Genomic DNA, 16,569 nt, shown 5'->3' on the forward strand with positions numbered 1-16,569 from the left:
TCCCGATGACCACCGCAGCCGAATTGCGATCCGGCAAGACTCACCGCGACGAGAACTTTCCGGTGGCGTCGTGGATTATCCACCCGCGTCACCGGGCGCCGATACTTGCCTTCTACAATTTCGTCCGCACCGCAGACGACATCGCCGATCACGCGACGCTCCCCGCGGACGAGAAGCTGCGCTATCTCGACCTGCTCGAGGCCGAGCTCCTCGGCAAAGGCGACAGCCAGGAGGAGGCAGTCCATCTGCGTAACGCGCTCGCGCAGCGCTCGATGCCGCCACGCCATGCGCTCGACCTGCTGATCGCATTTCGCATGGACGTCAGCAAGCTGCGCTACGAGAACTGGGACGAGGTGATCCACTATTGCCGTTATTCGGCGATGCCGGTCGGCCGCTTCGTGCTCGATGTGCACGGCGAGAGCACCTCGACCTGGGTCGCCTCCGACGCGCTCTGCGCCGGCCTGCAGATCAACAATCATTTGCAGGACTGCGCCAAGGATTACAAGAATCTCAACCGTGTCTATCTGCCGCGCGACGCGCTGGCTGCAACGGGCGCAACCGTCGAGATGCTGGGCGAGCCAGCCGCACCGGCGCCGTTGCTGCAATGTCTGCAGGCGCTCGCCGCGCGCACGGAAAGCCTGCTCGGCGAAGGCAAACCGCTCGCCGCAGAGGTGAGGGATTTCCGCCTCGGGCTCGAGATCGCGGTGATCCAGGCGTTCGCGAACAAGATCGTGCGCATGCTGAAGGTGCGTGATCCCTTGCGCGATCGCGTGCGTCTGTCGCCGCTCGAGCTGATCGGCCACAGCGTTGCCGGCCTCACCGGCGAGGCGATGCGCCGCGCGGTCGGCAGGCCCGCCCAATCTAGATCGGCGGCCGGCTCATGACGCTCGAGGCGGCGGCCGACGCCAATTACGGCAACGCTGCCTCCGGCAGCTCGTTCTACGCCGCGATGCGCATCCTGCCGGCTGCGCAACGCGAGGCGATGTTCCAGATCTACAGCTTCTGCCGCAAGGTCGACGACATCGCCGATTCCGACGGACCGCGCGAGGAGCGTCTTGCCGCGCTCCAGGAGTGGCGCGACGATATCGACTCGCTCTACCGTGGCAATCCGCCGCCGCGCCTTGCGGACTATGTCGCCTCGGTGAAGAAGTTCGATCTCAAGCGCGAGGATTTCCTCGCCATCGTCGACGGCATGGAGATGGACGTGCCGCAGGATATCCGCGCGCCCGACATGGCGACGCTGGACCTTTACTGCGACCGCGTCGCAAGCGCGGTCGGACGGCTGTCGGTGCGCGTGTTCGGCCTGCCGCATGACGACGGCATCGAGCTCGCCCATCATCTCGGCCGCGCGCTGCAATTGACCAACATCCTGCGCGACCTCGACGAGGACGCAGCCCTCGGCCGGCTCTATTTGCCGCGCGAGGGCCTCTTGCATGCCGGCATTACCAATGATGATCCGGCACGGGTGATTGCCGACCGCGCGCTGCCGCGGGTCTGCATGCCGATTGCCGACCGCGCCAAGATGCATTTCGCCAAGGCCGACGAGGTGATGGCGCGCAACAAACGCCGCGTCGTGCGCGCGCCGCGGATCATGGGAAAATATTATCATGCCATTCTGGACTTGTTGATCGCCCGCGGATTTGCCGCACCACGCGAACCGGTTCGCGTGAGCAAGATCACGAAGGCCAGTATCGTCTTCCGCTACGCTTTCATCTGATGCAAAAGACCGTTCACATCATTGGCGCCGGAGTTTCCGGCCTTTCCGCCGCCGTGCGGCTCGCAAATGCGGGCCACAAGGTGCATCTCCACGAAGCCACGCAACAGGCGGGTGGCCGCTGTCGCTCCTATTTCGACACCGCGACCAATCTCACCATCGACAACGGCAATCATCTGCTGTTGTCGGGGAACCGTCATGCGCTCGCCTACGCCCGGTCGATCGGCACCGAAGCCGGGCTGATTGGACCGAAGATCGCGCAATTCCCATTCGTCGATTTTTCGACCAGCCAGCGCTGGCTGCTCGACCTCGGCGAGGGCCGCTGGCCGCTATGGGTGTTCGACGACGACCGCCGTGTCCCCGACACCCGCGTGCTCGATTATGTCGCGCTGGCGCCGCTCGCCTGGGCCTCGACCGCTCGCAAGGTCGGCGACGCCATCCGCTGCGAGGGCATGCTGTACAACCGCCTGGTACAGCCGCTGCTGCTTGCCGCGCTCAATGTCGACCCGCCGGAAGGATCGGCGGGGCTTGCCGGCGCGATCGTGCGGGAAACGCTGCTTGCCGGCGGCAAGGCCTGCCGGCCGCTGATTGCACGCGACGGGCTTTCGGCGGTCCTGATCGAGCCTGCGGTCGAGTTGCTGCGGGCCAAGGGCGCCGACATCCGCTTCGGCCATGAGCTGCGCGAGTTCGCCAGGACCGGCGAGCGGATCACTGCCCTGAAGTTCGGCGGCGAGGACGAGATCGCGCTTCGGGCTGATGAGGCCGTCATCATGGCCGTGCCGCCGCGCGCGGCCGCAACGCTCTTGCCGGGGTTGAAGACCCCGACGAAATTCCGCGCCATCGTGAACGCGCATTTCCGATTCGATCCGCCGCCGAATGCGCAGCCGATCCTGGGCATCGTCGGCGGCCTCGTGGAATGGCTGTTCGCGTTCCCGCAACGCCTCTCGGTCACCATCTCCAACGGCGACCGGCTCGTCGACAGGCCGCGGGAAGAGCTTGCGAACGCGATCTGGGCCGACGTCTGCAAGGCCGCCGGTGTTTCCGGGGACTTGCCGCCCTGGCAGATCGTGCGCGAACGCCGCGCCACGTTTGAGGCGACGCCCGAGCAGAATGCGCTCAGGCCTCCCGCCGTAACATCTTTCAACAATCTGTTCCTCGCCGGCGACTGGACTGATACCGGGTTGCCGGCGACGATCGAAGGATCGGTGCGGTCCGGCGACCGCGCCGCCGATCTGGTCCTCGCCATGCGCTAATGCAGGCGATCGTGTTGAGGTCGAGGCCGATGTATGCCGCAAGACAAGTGAACGAGATCCAACGCGACGCCCTGGAGAAAACCATCTCCTCGGCCTCGCGTGCGGTACGCGATTCCCAGCAGGCCGATGGGCATTGGGTGTTCGAGCTCGAAGCCGACGACACCATCCCGGCCGAATATGTGCTGCTGCGCCATCATCTTGGCGAGCCCGTGGATGCCATGCTCGAGGCCAAGATCGCCAGTTACATACGCCGCAGGCAGGGCAGCCATGGCGGCTGGGCGCTGGTGCAAGACGGCGATTTCGACATGAGCGCCAGCGTGAAGGCCTATTTCGCGCTGAAGATGATCGGCGATTCCGTGGACGCGCCGCACATGGCGCGCGCGCGCGAGGCGATCCGCACGCGGGGCGGGGCGATCCACTCCAATGTCTTCACGCGCTTCACGCTCGCGATGTACGGCGTCGTGACCTGGCGCGCCGTGCCGCTGTTGCCGGTCGAGATCATGCTGTTGCCGATGTGGTCGCCGTTCCACCTCGACAAGATCTCCTATTGGGCGCGCACCACGATCGTGCCGCTGATGGTGCTGGCGGCGAAGAAGCCGCGGGCGAGGAATCCGAAGGGCGTCGGCATCGACGAACTGTTCCTTGAGGATCCGCGCGGGATAGGAATGCCCGCGAAGGCTGCGCATCAGAGCTGGGGCTGGTTTCTGCTGTTTCGCGCGCTCGACAGCATCCTGCGCGTGGTCGAGCCGCTTTTTGCGAAGGCACTGCGCCAGCGCGCGATCGACGTAGCGCTCGCCTTCACCGAGGAACGGCTGAACGGCGAGGACGGCATGGGCGCGATCTATCCGCCGATGGCCAACGTCGTGATGATGTATGACGTGCTCGGCAAGGGAGAGGACTTTCCGCCACGCGCGATCACGCGCCGCGGCATCGACAAGCTGCTTGTGATCGGCGAGCACGAAGCCTATTGCCAGCCCTGCGTCTCGCCGGTGTGGGACACGACGCTGACCGCGCATGCGATGATGGAAGCCGGCGACGAGGCGGCGATGGCCGCGGCCCGGAAGGGGCTGGACTGGCTGGTGCCGAAGCAGGTGTTCGACGTCAAGGGCGACTGGGCCGCGAAGCGGCCGGACGTGCGGCCTGGAGGTTGGGCATTCCAGTACAACAATGCGCACTATCCGGATCTCGACGACACCGCGGTCGTGGTGATGTCGATGGACCGCATGCAGCGCACAACCGGCGGCCATACCTATGACGAAGCGATCGCCCGCGGCCGCGAATGGATCGAGGGCATGCAGAGCGACGATGGCGGCTGGGCTGCCTTCGACGCCAACAACTTCGAATATTACCTCAACAACATCCCATTCTCGGATCACGGCGCACTGCTCGACCCCCCGACCGAAGACGTCACCGCGCGCTGCCTCTCGATGCTGGCGCAGCTCGGCGAAACCAGGGACAACCCGAAAGTCGCCGCCGGCATCGAATATCTGCGCCGAACCCAGTTGTCCGAGGGCTCCTGGTATGGCCGCTGGGGCATGAATTACATCTATGGAACCTGGTCGGTGCTGTGCGCGCTCAAAGCCGTGGGCGTCGATCACCAGGACCCGATGATCCGCAGGGCGGTCGCCTGGCTCGAATCGATCCAGAACGAGGACGGCGGCTGGGGCGAGGATGCGGTCTCCTACCGGCTGGATTATCGCGGATTGGAGCGGGCGCCCACCACCGCCTCGCAAACGGCATGGGCCTTGCTTGGCCTGATGGCAGCGGGCGAGGTCGCAAATCCGGTGGTCGCCCGGGGCGTCGAGTACCTAATTGCAACACAGACCGAAAAAGGCCTGTGGGACGAGGAACGCTACACCGCAACAGGCTTTCCTCGGGTGTTTTACCTGCGCTACCATGGATATAGAAAGTTTTTCCCACTTTGGGCGCTGGCGCGGTATCGCAACTTGAAGAACACCAATAGCAGGATGGTGGCAGGGGTCGGGATGTGAATTTTGGGGGGGACGACCCGTCTGCGGGGATGGTGGACCCGCGGCCGGTCTTGATTGTGACAGGTCTGGTTCAGGAGGCCCGCATTGCGGCAGGGCCGGGAATGGCTGTTGTCTGCAGCGCGAGCGATCCGCAGCAATTGCGGGCGCTGCTCACCGTGTTGGATCCGGCGACGATCCGCGGCGTGATCTCTTTCGGGGTCGCCGGCGGCCTTGATCCATCGCTGAAATCGGGCGACGTCGTAGTCGCAACCGAGGTCATGGCCGGCGACGCGCGCTGGCTGGCGGGCCTGTCGCTGAACGAACAACAGATCGCCGGCATTGCGCTGGGGCGCCGCCGTGTCGTCAGAGGCAGCCTCGTCGGGGCCGAGGAGGTGGTGGCGGGGCTGTCCTTCAAGGCCGCCTTACGCTCGGAAACGGGAGCTGCGGCCGTCGACATGGAGAGCCATATCGCCGCGGCCTATGCGGCGGAGAATGGTCTTCCCTTTGCCGCGCTGCGCGTCATCAGCGATCCGGCCACCCGCGCGCTGCCGGCCTTGGCGCGAAATGCGATCAAGCCGAATGGCGATATCGATTTGCGCAAGATAATGCGCGGAATCGCCCGCAACCCGCGGACGCTCCGCGCGCTGGTCTCGACCGGCATCGACTTCAACCGTGCGCTGAAGAGCTTGCGCGGCTGCCGTAGCTTCCTGCTCGGCAACGAAGGCCTTGTGCCGGCCGAAATCTGACGCGGTCGGCCTCGACCCCGCAAGCAAAGGGACCCCGTAAGCCAAACGGCCCGGTCGCATCGCGATCGGGCCGTTTCATGTTTCGATGCGTTGCGGCGATGCCTACGCAGCCGTCGAGGCCTTTTGCTGGGCGGCCAGCGCCTCGTCGCGGCGAATTTCCGAGAGTTTCTTCTGCACCTGCTCGGAGAAGATGTACTGCGCCGGACGCTGCCTGGAGAGATCGATCTCGGGCGCCATCGGACCCGCGGTCTTGATACCGCGCAGCGCCACCCACATCGCCTTGAACGGATTGTGCAATGCCGCCGTCGCCGCCGTCGGCTCGTAGCCACAATGCGCCATGCAGTTGGCGCACTTTTCGTACTTGCCGGTGCCGTAGGAATCCCAGTCGGTGGTCTCCATCAGCTCGTCAAAGGTCTTGGCGTAGCCTTCGCCGAGCAGATAGCACGGCTTCTGCCAGCCGAAGATGTTGCGGGCGGGCATGCCCCACGGCGTGCAGTGATATTCCTGATTGCCGGCGAGGAAGTCCAGGAACAGGCCTGAATGCATGAAGTTCCACTTCTTGCCCTTGCCGCGCGCAAAGACTTCCCGGAACAGCTTCTTGGTCTTGGTGCGGTTGAGGAAGTGCTCCTGGTCGGGCGCGCGCTCATAGGCATAGCCCGGCGACATCGAGACACCGACGCCGAGCTCGGTGGTGAAGTCGAGGAATTTGGCAATCTCCTCGGCCGGATGGCCGTCGAAGATGGTGGCGTTGACGTTGACGGTGAAGCCGCGCGCCTTCGCCGCCTTGATCGCGGATACGGCGCGGTCGAATACGCCCTTCTGCGACACCGCCTTGTCGTGGTGATCCCTCAAGCCGTCGAGGTGCACCGAGAAGAACAAATAGGGCGACGGCTCGAACAGGTCGAGCTTCTTCTCAAGCAACATCGCATTGGTGCACAGCGAGACGAACTTCTTGCGCGCGACCAGTCCGCGCACGATTTCGCCGATCTCCTTGTGGATCAACGGCTCGCCGCCGGGAATCGCGACCATCGGCGCGCCGCATTCGTCGGCCGCGTCCCAACATTCCTGCGCCGTCATGCGGCGGTTGAGGATCGCGTCGGGATAGTCGATCTTGCCGCAGCCGACGCACGCAAGGTTGCAACGGAACAACGGCTCCAGCATCAGCACCAGCGGATAGCGCTTTCGGCCGAGAAGCTTCTGCTTGAGCAGATAACCACCGATACGCATTTCCTTGAAGAACGGTATTGCCATCACGAACTTTCTTTTTGGTCCCCGAACTTTAAGTTTGGCTCAGCTTGCCGCGAGTTCCGCGGGCAACCTGAATTCGATATTTTCTTCCCGGCCCGGCAGCACCGACACCGACACCGGTCCGATCCGCCGCAAGGCCGCGATGACGTCGTCAACCAGCACCTCGGGCGCCGAAGCGCCGGCAGTGATACCGACCGCCCTGGCATCCCTAAGCCATTCCGGATTGAGCTCACTGCCATCGGCAATGAGGTAACTCGCGACACCGGCCTCGGTGCCGATCTCTCGAAGCCGGTTGGAGTTGGAACTGTTGGCGGCGCCCACCACCAGGATAACGTCAACGAGCTTGCTCAGGTCCCTTACCGCAGATTGACGGTTTTGGGTCGCATAGCAGATATCCCGGATGTCCGGGCCTTGAATATCTGTAAAACGGGCGTGAAGGGCGGCTATGATGTCCTTGGTGTCGTCCACGCTCAGCGTGGTCTGGGTGATGTAGGCGACCGGCGTGTCGGCGGACAATGTCAGCGCTGTCACGTCGTCCACGTTCTGCACGAGCAGCACGGGGCCCGGTACCTGTCCCATGGTGCCCTCCACCTCCGGGTGGCCGGCATGACCGATCAGAACCAGGGATCGGCCCTTCGACATATAGCGCTTGCCCTGATTGTGAACTTTCGTGACCAGCGGGCAGGTGGCGTTCAGCACCGATAAGTCCCGCGTGGCTGCTTCCTCCTCCACCGTGCGCGCCACGCCATGGGCGGAAAACACGGTGACGGATTGCGGCGGCACCTCCGAGAGGTCCTCTACAAAGATCGCGCCCTTGTTCTTCAGGCTTTCGACCACGTATTTGTTATGCACGATCTCGTGGCGCACATAGACCGGAGGGCCGTACTTTTGGAGCGCGCGCTCGACGATCTCGATTGCGCGGACAACGCCGGCGCAAAAGCCGCGCGGCTGGGCCAGATATACTTCCATGGGACGTCCGTTACTCAAGTTGCCTCACTTTCGGTTTCAGTCATCCCCAAATACCGCCCAATGTCAGAATAACTGCAATATCCGCACCAGCATTGTGACCCCCGGCACGGTCAAGCGCATCGAGGCACAGAGCCTTCTGTCAAAAATCGACCGGCTAGAAAAGGCGGGCCGTGCCAAGAGCCTTAACAGCCCCGGAGCTCCCCTTGGAGCCCGCCAAACATAGATAGATGGTATTGTGATACTGTCTCGTAAGTCCCGGATGTCGAAGCCTTAATCCCCTCACTCGTTCGTCACTTTACGCACCAACATTCCCGGCTATACCAGCCTCGCACCGGAACCTCCCAAATCCGAGCTATGTGTCTGTCTTGCCTTCGAAAATTCTTCGAAAACAAGGTTGGCCCGGGCCGGGGAACTCCGCTAGAGAGCGGGCGTTGCGCTGTCTGTTAACATTAGAAAGAAATGATGTGCTGACAAGTATTGTCGTCTCGATCGTCAAGGCCTGTACCCGGTTTGCCACGCTGACACTTTCGGTTGGGCTGATCCTTGCCGTCGCGGCGGGCTACTACACGTCGCGCCATTTCGCCATCAACACCGACATCAACACGCTGATCTCGGACAAGATGGACTGGCGTCAGCGCGACCAGCTGTTCGACAGGGCCTTCGACCGTGACGCCACCATCCTGGCGGTGGTGGATTCGCCCACCCCCGAACTGACCAATTCGGCGGCCGCCGCGCTCGAAGCGAAGCTGAAGGACGACAAGAAGAACTTCGCGTCCATGCAGCCGCTCGGCACCGGCGAGTTCTTCGAGAAGAACGGGTTGCTGTTCCTGCCGACCCAGAAGGTCGCCGAGGTCACAGGTCAGTTCGAAAAGGCTGCCCCCCTGATCGAGATCATGGCGGGCGACCCCTCGATCCGCGGCCTGACCGGAGCGCTCGAGACCGGGCTTGCCGGCGTCAAGCGCGGCGAGGTCAAGCTCGACAACACCGCGCGTCCCTTCAATCAGATCGCGCAGACCGTCGAGGACGTCCTGAACAAAGGGACGGCGGATTTCTCCTGGCGCCAGCTTGTCAGCGACACGCCTTTGACCGATTCCGACAAGCGCGCCTTCATCGAGTTCAAGCCGGTCATCAACTACGGCGCGCTCCAGCCCGGCAAGAATGCGACCGATGCCATCCGCAAAGCCGCGGCCGACCTCGACTTCGCCGGCAAGTACCAGGCGCAGGTGCGGCTGACCGGACCGATTCCGATCGCCAACGAAGAATATTCGACCGTGCAGCAGGGCGCGATCGTCAACGGCATCGGCACCGTCATCGTGGTGCTGTTCATTCTTTGGCTCGCGCTGCATTCGGCCAAGATCATCTTCGCCGTGTTCCTCAATCTGTTCATCGGCCTGTCGACCACGACGGCGGTCGGATTGTGGCTGGTCGGCTCGCTCAACCTGCTGTCGATCGCGTTTGCGGTGCTGTTCGTCGGTCTCGGCGTCGATTTCGGCATCCAGTTCAGCGTCCGCTACCGTTCGGAGCGCTTCAAGAACGACAACCTGGTTGAAGCGCTGGAGGAGGCGGCGCGGCGCGTGGCGGTGCCGCTGTCGCTTGCCGCGATGGCGACCGCGTGCGGCTTCCTCTGCTTCCTGCCGACCGACTACAAGGGCATTTCCGAGCTCGGCGAGATCGCGGGCGCCGGCATGGTGATCGCGTTCTTCTCCTCGATCACGGTGCTGCCGGCGATCCTGAAGCTGATCAATCCGCCCGGCGAGAGCGAGCCGGTCGGCTACGCCTTTCTTGCGCCGGTCGATCAGTTTCTTGAAAGGCATCGCGTAGCCATCGTGGTTGGCACGCTCGCGGTTGCGCTCGCCGGCCTTCCACTGCTCTATTTCATGAAGTTCGACTTTAACCCGATGAACCTGCGCAATCCCAAGGCCGAGTCGATTGCGACCTTCCTCGACTTGCGCAAGGATCCGAACACGGGCGCCAACGCGGTCAACGTGCTGACCCATTCGGAAGAGGACGCCAAAAAGATCGAGACGGAGCTCAAGAAATTGCCCGAGGTGCTGAGCGTGCGATCGCTCGACAGCTTCATTCCCGAGGACCAGCCGGCGAAACTGAAGCTGATCGCGCAAGGCGCGCGGGTGCTCAACCCCGCGCTCAATCCGGATTCGATCGACGAGCCGCCCTCGGACCAGGAGAACGTCGACTCGCTGAAGAGCTCGGTCGCGGCGCTCCGGCGGGACGCCGGCGACGACAAGGGGCCGGGCGCGGTCACGGCCAGGCGCCTTGCGGACGCGCTGGAGAAGCTTGCCAATGCTGATGAGGCCACCCGCAACAAGGCGCAAGCGATCTTCGTCGAGCCGCTCAAGATCGTGCTCGACCAGCTCAAGAACGCGCTGCAGGCGCAGCCTGTCTCGCTCAACACGCTGCCGCCCGTGATCGTGAATGACTGGAAGAGCAAGGACGGGCTGAGGCGGGTCGAGGCGTTGCCGAAGGGCGACCCCAACGACAACGACAATCTGCGGCGCTTTGCGACGGCGGTGCTGAAGGCCGAGCCGACCGCGGTCGGCGGGCCGGTGTCGATCCTCAAATCGGGCGACACCGTGATCGCGGCTTTCATCCACGCCGGCATCTATGCGCTGGTCGTGATCAGCCTTCTGTTGTTTGTCACGCTGCGACGGATCACCGACGTGCTGTTGACGCTGGTGCCGCTGCTCGTTGCGGGCGCGGTGACGATGGAAATCTGCGTGCTCATCAGGCTGCCGCTCAATTTCGCCAACATCGTCGCGCTGCCGCTGTTGCTCGGCATCGGCGTCGCCTTCAAGATCTATTACATCGTGGCCTGGCGCTCGGGGCGGACCAACCTGCTGCAGTCCAGTCTCACGCGCGCGATCTTCTTCAGTGCGCTGACGACGGCGACCGCGTTCGGAAGCCTGTGGCTGTCGAGCCACCCAGGCACGTCGAGCATGGGCAAGCTCCTGGCGCTGTCGCTTCTCACCACGCTCGCCGCGGTGCTGCTCTTCCAGCCGGCGCTAATGGGTAAGCCGCGCGAGATCGGGGAGTAGGCAGATATCGCCGATCGCGTCGCCCTGACCATGGCCTTTGGCGCCCGGCCGGATCGAACTCGTGGTCCGCGCCGGCGTCGCGGCAGCGGTCTTGAGGCCAGCCTTCGATGCAGCGGGCTTGGCCGCGGCCGCCTTGGACGCGCCCCTGGCCATGCTGTTGGCAGGACTTGAGGGGATCGGCGGAGCGACGCGCGTCCAGGTCTCGCCGCCGCACAGGAAGCCGAGCACGCAGCCCTGGATCTCGAGATGGTTGGGGTCGGTCGGTGTAATCGAAGCGCTGTAAGTCTGGCCGTCCTTGGCGTTGTAGACTTGGCCTTCCCAGGAATCGGCGCCGGGCTTCTTCTTCATATCAAGCAGGATCGGCAAGCCGAGCGTCGGCCTGTTTCGTTTTGAGGCATCCGGATTGTTGCGGTCGACGCCGCCGGGCTCTTTCTCCCAGGCGACAACGCCCCACATGCTGCCATTGCATTGGGCGACCCGGACATTGGCGACGCCGTCGGCCACGCGCCAGTCGCCGGTGGGGTCGGCCGCCAGGGCCGAGGCCATGCCGGTCGCCTGCAAAAAGACAGTCAAAACAAGAGCTGGCTTCACGATGTTTCGTGGGCGTTGCAGCATGGTTCAAACCTGTACTTGCGTTGATGGTGCGAATGAGGGCAAAACGCCGCATTGGGCGTTTTCAGTTGACGAAACGGCCATCAACCGAAGTATGTAGCGGATGCCGAGTTCCAATCTAGACGTTTCCGAGGTGTTTGCGCAGCGTCAGGCGCAGCGCAGTGCCATGCACGCACGCCACCTGAATGAGCAGCTTGTACGCGTTCTCAAGACAATCGGTTACGATGTCGGCTTCCAGAAGGGCCAAGGCCAATACCTCTACGATCGCGACAATGTCCGCTATCTCGACCTACTGAGCGGTTTTGGCGTTTTTGCGATTGGCCGCAATCATCCGGCGCTGCGCAGTGCGTTGAAAAGCGTGCTTGACAGCGATCTGCCGAATCTCGTGCAGCTCGACGTCTCGACGCTGGCGGGCGTGCTGGCCGAGCGGCTGCTCAGATATGCGCCGTATCTGGACAAGGTGTTCTTTGCCAATTCCGGTGCGGAGACGGTGGAAGCTGCGATCAAGTTTGCCCGCAGCGCGACGGGCCGGCCGGGCATCGTTCACTGCGCGCACTCCTTCCATGGCCTGTCGTACGGCGCGCTCTCGCTCACCGATGACGTGAATTTCCGCTCCGGCTTCGAGCCGCTGTTGCCGGGATGCACGGCGATCCCCTTCAACGATCTCGCGGCGCTGGAGAAGGCGCTGTCGTCGCGCGAGGTCGCCGCCTTCATCGTCGAGCCGATCCAGGGCAAGGGCGTCAACCTGCCGACCGATGAATTCCTTCCCGGCGCAGCGGCGCTCTGCAAGAAATACGGCACGCTGTTCATCGCCGACGAGATCCAGACCGGGATGGGGCGCACCGGCCGCTTCCTCGCCATCGAGCACTGGAATGTCGAGCCCGACATGGTGCTGCTCGCCAAAGCGCTCTCCGGCGGCCATGTGCCGGTCGGCGCGCTGCTGACGCGCAAGAATATCTTCGACAAGATCTTCAACCAGATGGACCGCGCCGTCGTGCACGGCTCGACCTTTGCGAAGAACGACCTCGCGATGGCCGCCGGCATCGCCACGCTCGAAGTCATCGAGGCCGAGAAGCTGGTCGAGCAGGCGGCCAAGCGCGGCGCGGAGCTCCGCCTCGCGCTGACGCGCATGGTACCGGGCTACGAGCTCATGAAGGAAGTGCGCGGCAAAGGGCTGATGATCGGCGTCGAATTCGGCCCGCCGAAATCGTTGCGGCTGAAGGCGTCGTGGAACGTGCTGGAGACGGCCAACAAGGGCCTGTTCTGCCAGCTCATCACGGTGCCGCTGTTCAAGGATCACAAGATCCTGACCCAGGTCGCCGGTCACGGCAGCCACACTATCAAGCTTTTGCCGCCGCTCACCATCACCGACGAGGACTGCAAATGGATCGAGACGGCATTCGACACCGTCATCGCCGGCAGCCACAAGGTGCCCGGCGCGATCTGGTCGCTCGGCAAGACGCTGGTCGACAACGCGGTGAGGAAGTCGGCGTAGGTGGAAAGCAGATCGGGCTACAAACTGCGCCACGCTAATCCGAACTGCAGCACTACGGCGCCGTCATTGCGAGCGGAGCGAAGCAATCCATCTTGCAAACCGCTGAGCCATGGATTGCTTCGTCGCTGACGCTTCTCGCAATGACGACGGCATTCGACAACTGGCAGCCGCTAACCTTCCTTCTTGACCTCTGCCGCAGCCTCGAACTTCTCGCCGAACTCCGCAAGCTCGTCTGCGCCGATGTCGCTGACCGCCCAGAAGTTCATGCCGCGGTCGCTCCAGCGACGGATGTTGAAGCCCTGGATGGTGTCCATCGTCGCTGCCTTGTGCGCGGTGCTCGACGTCTGCTGCGCGAACAGGTTGATGACATGCGCGCGGCGCTTGTAGACGACGGCGCCGATGGCGCGGTCATTGACATAGTCGAGCCGGCCGCCGATCAGGGTAAAGCCCTGCGCGGTGAGATCGATCACCGGCGGCGAGACGTCGAGCTTGCCGTTGAACCACGGCTTCACCGTATGCTGGTCGGTCGAGACCACGTCGATCAGATGTCCGGGCTGCAGCGAGCGCAGATGCGAGGACACGATCTCGGATTCGATCAACTGCTGATCGTCCTGGCGCACCACGACGGCGACGAGAAGCGTGGCGGCCAAGGCGGACACCGCCGAGCCCAGGGCAAAGCCGCGAAGCACCGAGCGGCGACTCGTGAGCGGCGTGACATTCGACGGTGCTGCCACTGCCTGCTTCGGCAACACCTCGTCGAGGCGCTGACGCAGGCTCATCGGCGCGGTAAAGCGCAAATCCACCTTGTTCATCACCTCGCGCATCTGCCGATAGGCGGCGAGCTCCGCCGTGCAGCGCGGGCAGGTCGCGATATGGGTTTCGACCTCGCGGGCGTGGGAAGCATCGAGCTCGTTGTCGATCAGCGCGTGGATCAGGATTTCCGCCTCGTCGCAGGTCATCTCGGTTGCTCCTGGTCCTTGAGCCATGCCGAGCGCAGCATGGCGCGGGCGCGCGCGAGACGGGACATCACCGTGCCGACCGGTGCCCCGACCGCGTCGGCGATCTCGCGGTAAGACAGATTGTTGATTTCGCGCAATACGAACGTCTCCTTGAAAGGTTCGACGAGCGCGTCGATCAGCCGCCGGATCGCGGAAGCATCGCGCTCGCGCAAGAGTACAGCTTCCGGCGTCTGCTGCTCCTCGTGCCAGAGCGGCGTCTGTTCGGCGGCCTCCGGCATGTCCTCCATCGTTGTGGAGGGCGAGGCCGCGCGCCGCGCATATTCGGCGCGGCAGACATTGCGCAGGATCGCAAACAGCCAGGGTTTCATCGCCGGGCCGCGATAGGTGTCGAAATGCTTCAGCGCGCGCAGGTAACATTCCTGCACGGCGTCCTCGGCGTCGGACGCGTCGCGCAACAGATAGCGGGCGAGCGTGTAGACATCGTCCAGATGCGGCAGCGCCGCCTCCCGAAAGCGGCGTGCCCGCTCCGGGTCGTCCTGGGTAGTGTTCGCCGGCATCGCTGCTCGCCCGACCGTTGCAGAAACCGCGTGTGCCCGGCCTGCGGCAAGCCACGGGCCGGGCACGATGGTGATGCCTTGAATCTGGGCGCTACTCAACCTTGATCATCCCGGTCATGTGCGGATGCAGCGAGCAAAAATACTGGTAATCACCCGCGGAGGTGAAGGTGAACGAGAAGCTGTTGTCGGTGTCCATCGCCTTGGAGCGGAATTTTCCCGCGGAAACCACGGTGTGGGGAATGTCATCGTGGTTGGTCCAGGTCACGGTGTCGCCGACCTTCACCGTCAGCTCGGCCGGCGTGAAGGTGAAGTTGTCGATGGTTATCTTGAGCTCCTGGGCCTGCGCGGTCGCTCCGCCAAGGCACAGGAGGACGGCCGCAGCCGCAACAGGGCTGCGGAGAGTTGTCCATTTCATGGTCATGTTCCCTTTAGCCCGCAAGCGGCGTGTCGATGATCGCGAGCTTTTGCTGGCCCTGCATGAAGTTGATGCTGGCGATGCCGAGCATGCTGCGGAGTTTGGAGTCATCGACCTTCATCGGGCCGGGCGAGGGGGCGGTGCCGGGCGCGGGCTGCGGGAAGGCAGTGGAGCGCGCGGTGTGGAACGTGACGGCGCCTTCGACCTTCTGCATGATCTGGTGGATATGGCCGTTGAGGACTGTCACCGAGCCAAAGCCCTTCAGCAGTTCCAGTGCGCGTCCGCCGTCGTCGGTGCCCCAGCCCCATTGCGGATAGACCGTCCAGAGCGGGATGTGGGCGAACAGCACCACGGGCGTGGATTTGGACTTGCCCTTGAGATCGTCGGCGAGCCAGGCGAGCTGCTCGGCGCCGAGATTGCCGAGGCCGCCGGCCTTCAGGTCGACGACGTTGACGAGGCCGATGAAGTGCACGCCGCCGGCGTCGAAGGAGTAATAGCCGGCGCCCCTGGTGCCCTTGCCGTAGCGGTCCTTGTAGAACTTGATCTCCTCGTCGAGGAAATCGTGCTCGCCGGGCACATAGTGCACGTCGAGCTTCGCCTGCGAGATGATGCGGTCGGCGTCATCGAATTCGGACGCCTTCGAAAGGTGCGAGATGTCGCCGGTGTGGATCATGAAGGACGGCTTCTTTGGCATCGCCTTCACCTTGTTGATGGCTTCCTCCAGCGTGCCGAGCGCGTTCGGATTGGCCGGCTTGTCGAAGCCGACATGGCTGTCGGAAATCTGCAGGAACGTGATGCCGTTCGGCTCGGCCGCGTTCGCGGCCTCGACAAGGCCAAGCGAGTGAGGCACGCCGCCCGTGACCGTCCAGAGTACGCCGGTGCCGGCCCAGGTCATGCATTCCAGCACCTTGCGGCGGCTGACGCCGCGTTTTTCATCGTGGTGATCGTGATCGCTCATCGCGCTCTCTCCTTGGACCCGTGATTGGGTACCGCGGACGTGATCGGGACGGCGCGTCGTTTATTCCCAACCATTCGGCCGGACGGAAAACGGGTCTGATGACGATTGCGTGAGCCGCACACCGCTCTGTGTGCGGCGCGGCGGGCGCGATTCGTGACGATTTCTTGCATGCGTACCGGAACGCCACAGGATGCTTAGGCATTTCCTAATGTCATCGTGCGGAGTTTCCGTTATGTCGCTGCATCTCAACCGCGCAGCGATGGCTGCGCTTTTTGCTCTTTCCGCTTCAACAACGGCTGCTTTGGCTCAGTTCGGTCATGGCCGAGGTGGCGCGCCGGCAGCGCCGGCCATGCCTCACGCCGCACCGGCGATGCCGCATATGGCGGCCCCGGCGATGCCGCATATGGCAGCCCCGGCGATGCCGCATGCGGCGCCGGCCATGCCCCACATCTCCGCTGCACCACATTTCGCGGCCCCGGCGCCGCACGTCGCTGCGCCGCATTTCGCCGCTCCCGCGCCGCGCACGGCACCTCACATCGCAACACCTCACGTTGCTATGCCGAGCAGAAACTTCGCGGTGCCGCATGGCGGACCGCGCTTCGCAACCTCCCATGCTGCGC

The 16,569-nt window shown here is 63.8% G+C and carries 14 protein-coding genes; 7 read left to right on the forward strand and 7 right to left on the reverse strand.

Annotated elements, in window-relative coordinates; all coding sequences use genetic code 11:
• Positions 1-5 precede the first annotated feature (5 nt).
• From hpnC to VKR55_RS09745, 5 genes are read left to right on the forward strand one after another with little or no spacing between them, the layout of a single operon-like run.
• Positions 6-884 (forward strand): squalene synthase HpnC, encoded by an 879-nt coding sequence (gene hpnC / locus VKR55_RS09725; protein WP_324402273.1) that lies wholly within the window; start codon positions 6-8, stop codon positions 882-884.
• The gene (hpnD, locus tag VKR55_RS09730; RefSeq protein WP_324402275.1) at positions 881-1,717 is read left to right on the forward strand and encodes a presqualene diphosphate synthase HpnD; all 837 of its coding nucleotides are present in this window, start codon (positions 881-883) and stop codon (positions 1,715-1,717) included. Before hpnC ends, hpnD begins: the two co-directional genes overlap by 4 nt.
• Entirely contained in the window at positions 1,717-2,967 is a 1,251-nt protein-coding gene (gene hpnE, locus VKR55_RS09735) for a hydroxysqualene dehydroxylase HpnE (protein ID WP_324402278.1), read from the forward strand. The genes hpnD and hpnE overlap by 1 nt, the downstream gene beginning before the upstream one ends.
• Before the next feature lie 29 nt (positions 2,968-2,996).
• On the forward strand, positions 2,997-4,958 hold the full coding sequence (shc, locus tag VKR55_RS09740) for a squalene--hopene cyclase (protein ID WP_414642332.1): 1,962 nt from the start codon (positions 2,997-2,999) through the stop codon (positions 4,956-4,958).
• A 29-nt stretch (positions 4,959-4,987) separates the two neighbouring features.
• The gene (locus VKR55_RS09745) at positions 4,988-5,683 is read left to right on the forward strand and encodes a phosphorylase (protein ID WP_324402281.1); all 696 of its coding nucleotides are present in this window, start codon (positions 4,988-4,990) and stop codon (positions 5,681-5,683) included.
• 102 nt (positions 5,684-5,785) lie between these two features.
• Here the strand turns inward: VKR55_RS09745 and hpnH are convergent, their stop codons facing one another.
• Positions 5,786-6,934, reverse strand: a complete 1,149-nt coding sequence (gene hpnH / locus VKR55_RS09750; protein ID WP_324402283.1) for an adenosyl-hopene transferase HpnH — start codon at positions 6,932-6,934, stop codon at positions 5,786-5,788.
• Positions 6,935-6,973: 39 nt separating this feature from the next.
• Positions 6,974-7,900 (reverse strand): 4-hydroxy-3-methylbut-2-enyl diphosphate reductase, encoded by a 927-nt coding sequence (gene ispH, locus VKR55_RS09755; RefSeq protein WP_324402285.1) that lies wholly within the window; start codon positions 7,898-7,900, stop codon positions 6,974-6,976.
• 464 nt (positions 7,901-8,364) lie between these two features.
• Between ispH and hpnN the strand changes: the two genes are divergently transcribed.
• Entirely contained in the window at positions 8,365-10,953 is a 2,589-nt protein-coding gene (gene hpnN, locus VKR55_RS09760) for a hopanoid transporter HpnN (RefSeq protein WP_324402287.1), read from the forward strand.
• Here the strand turns inward: hpnN and VKR55_RS09765 are convergent.
• Complete coding sequence (locus VKR55_RS09765) at positions 10,921-11,499, reverse strand: DUF2147 domain-containing protein (RefSeq protein ID WP_324402289.1); 579 nt, start codon at positions 11,497-11,499, stop codon at positions 10,921-10,923. The two genes, hpnN and VKR55_RS09765, sit on opposite strands and share 33 nt — an antisense overlap.
• Before the next feature lie 169 nt (positions 11,500-11,668).
• Here VKR55_RS09765 and hpnO point away from each other — a divergent pair, with 169 nt between their 5' ends.
• Positions 11,669-13,060 (forward strand): aminobacteriohopanetriol synthase HpnO, encoded by a 1,392-nt coding sequence (gene hpnO, locus VKR55_RS09770; RefSeq protein WP_324402291.1) that lies wholly within the window; start codon positions 11,669-11,671, stop codon positions 13,058-13,060.
• A gap of 170 nt (positions 13,061-13,230) precedes the next feature.
• Here hpnO and VKR55_RS09775 read toward each other — a convergent pair whose 3' ends face one another.
• The 4 genes from VKR55_RS09775 to VKR55_RS09790 form a co-directional block, all read right to left on the reverse strand.
• On the reverse strand, positions 13,231-14,019 hold the full coding sequence (locus VKR55_RS09775; RefSeq protein ID WP_324402294.1) for an anti-sigma factor family protein: 789 nt from the start codon (positions 14,017-14,019) through the stop codon (positions 13,231-13,233).
• Positions 14,016-14,576 carry a sigma-70 family RNA polymerase sigma factor gene (locus VKR55_RS09780; protein WP_324402296.1) on the reverse strand — a complete coding sequence of 187 codons (561 nt, stop codon included), beginning with the start codon at positions 14,574-14,576 and terminating at the stop codon, positions 14,016-14,018. The genes VKR55_RS09775 and VKR55_RS09780 overlap by 4 nt, the downstream gene beginning before the upstream one ends.
• A 91-nt stretch (positions 14,577-14,667) precedes the next feature.
• Positions 14,668-14,991 (reverse strand): cupredoxin domain-containing protein, encoded by a 324-nt coding sequence (locus VKR55_RS09785; protein ID WP_324402298.1) that lies wholly within the window; start codon positions 14,989-14,991, stop codon positions 14,668-14,670.
• A 13-nt stretch (positions 14,992-15,004) separates the two neighbouring features.
• Entirely contained in the window at positions 15,005-15,949 is a 945-nt protein-coding gene (locus tag VKR55_RS09790; RefSeq protein WP_324402300.1) for a metallophosphoesterase family protein, read from the reverse strand.
• Positions 15,950-16,569 lie beyond the last annotated feature (620 nt).

Origin of the sequence: Bradyrhizobium sp. (assembly GCF_035309285.1) — a bacterium.
In the GTDB taxonomy this organism is placed as follows: Bacteria; Pseudomonadota; Alphaproteobacteria; order Rhizobiales; family Xanthobacteraceae; genus Bradyrhizobium.

Coding starts and splice junctions, on each gene's coding strand:
- VKR55_RS09745 (WP_324402281.1), top strand. CDS start 4,988: ATGGTGGACCCGCGGCCGGTCTTGATTGTGACAGGTCTGGTTCAGGAG.
- hpnH (WP_324402283.1), bottom strand. CDS start 6,934: ATGGCAATACCGTTCTTCAAGGAAATGCGTATCGGTGGTTATCTGCTC.
- VKR55_RS09785 (WP_324402298.1), bottom strand. CDS start 14,991: ATGAAATGGACAACTCTCCGCAGCCCTGTTGCGGCTGCGGCCGTCCTC.
- VKR55_RS09790 (WP_324402300.1), bottom strand. CDS start 15,949: ATGAGCGATCACGATCACCACGATGAAAAACGCGGCGTCAGCCGCCGC.
- hpnO (WP_324402291.1), top strand. CDS start 11,669: ATGCCGAGTTCCAATCTAGACGTTTCCGAGGTGTTTGCGCAGCGTCAG.
- shc (WP_414642332.1), top strand. CDS start 2,997: ATGTATGCCGCAAGACAAGTGAACGAGATCCAACGCGACGCCCTGGAG.
- hpnD (WP_324402275.1), top strand. CDS start 881: ATGACGCTCGAGGCGGCGGCCGACGCCAATTACGGCAACGCTGCCTCC.
- VKR55_RS09780 (WP_324402296.1), bottom strand. CDS start 14,576: ATGCCGGCGAACACTACCCAGGACGACCCGGAGCGGGCACGCCGCTTT.
- VKR55_RS09775 (WP_324402294.1), bottom strand. CDS start 14,019: ATGACCTGCGACGAGGCGGAAATCCTGATCCACGCGCTGATCGACAAC.
- hpnC (WP_324402273.1), top strand. CDS start 6: ATGACCACCGCAGCCGAATTGCGATCCGGCAAGACTCACCGCGACGAG.
- VKR55_RS09765 (WP_324402289.1), bottom strand. CDS start 11,499: ATGGCCTCGGCCCTGGCGGCCGACCCCACCGGCGACTGGCGCGTGGCC.
- ispH (WP_324402285.1), bottom strand. CDS start 7,900: ATGGAAGTATATCTGGCCCAGCCGCGCGGCTTTTGCGCCGGCGTTGTC.
- hpnE (WP_324402278.1), top strand. CDS start 1,717: ATGCAAAAGACCGTTCACATCATTGGCGCCGGAGTTTCCGGCCTTTCC.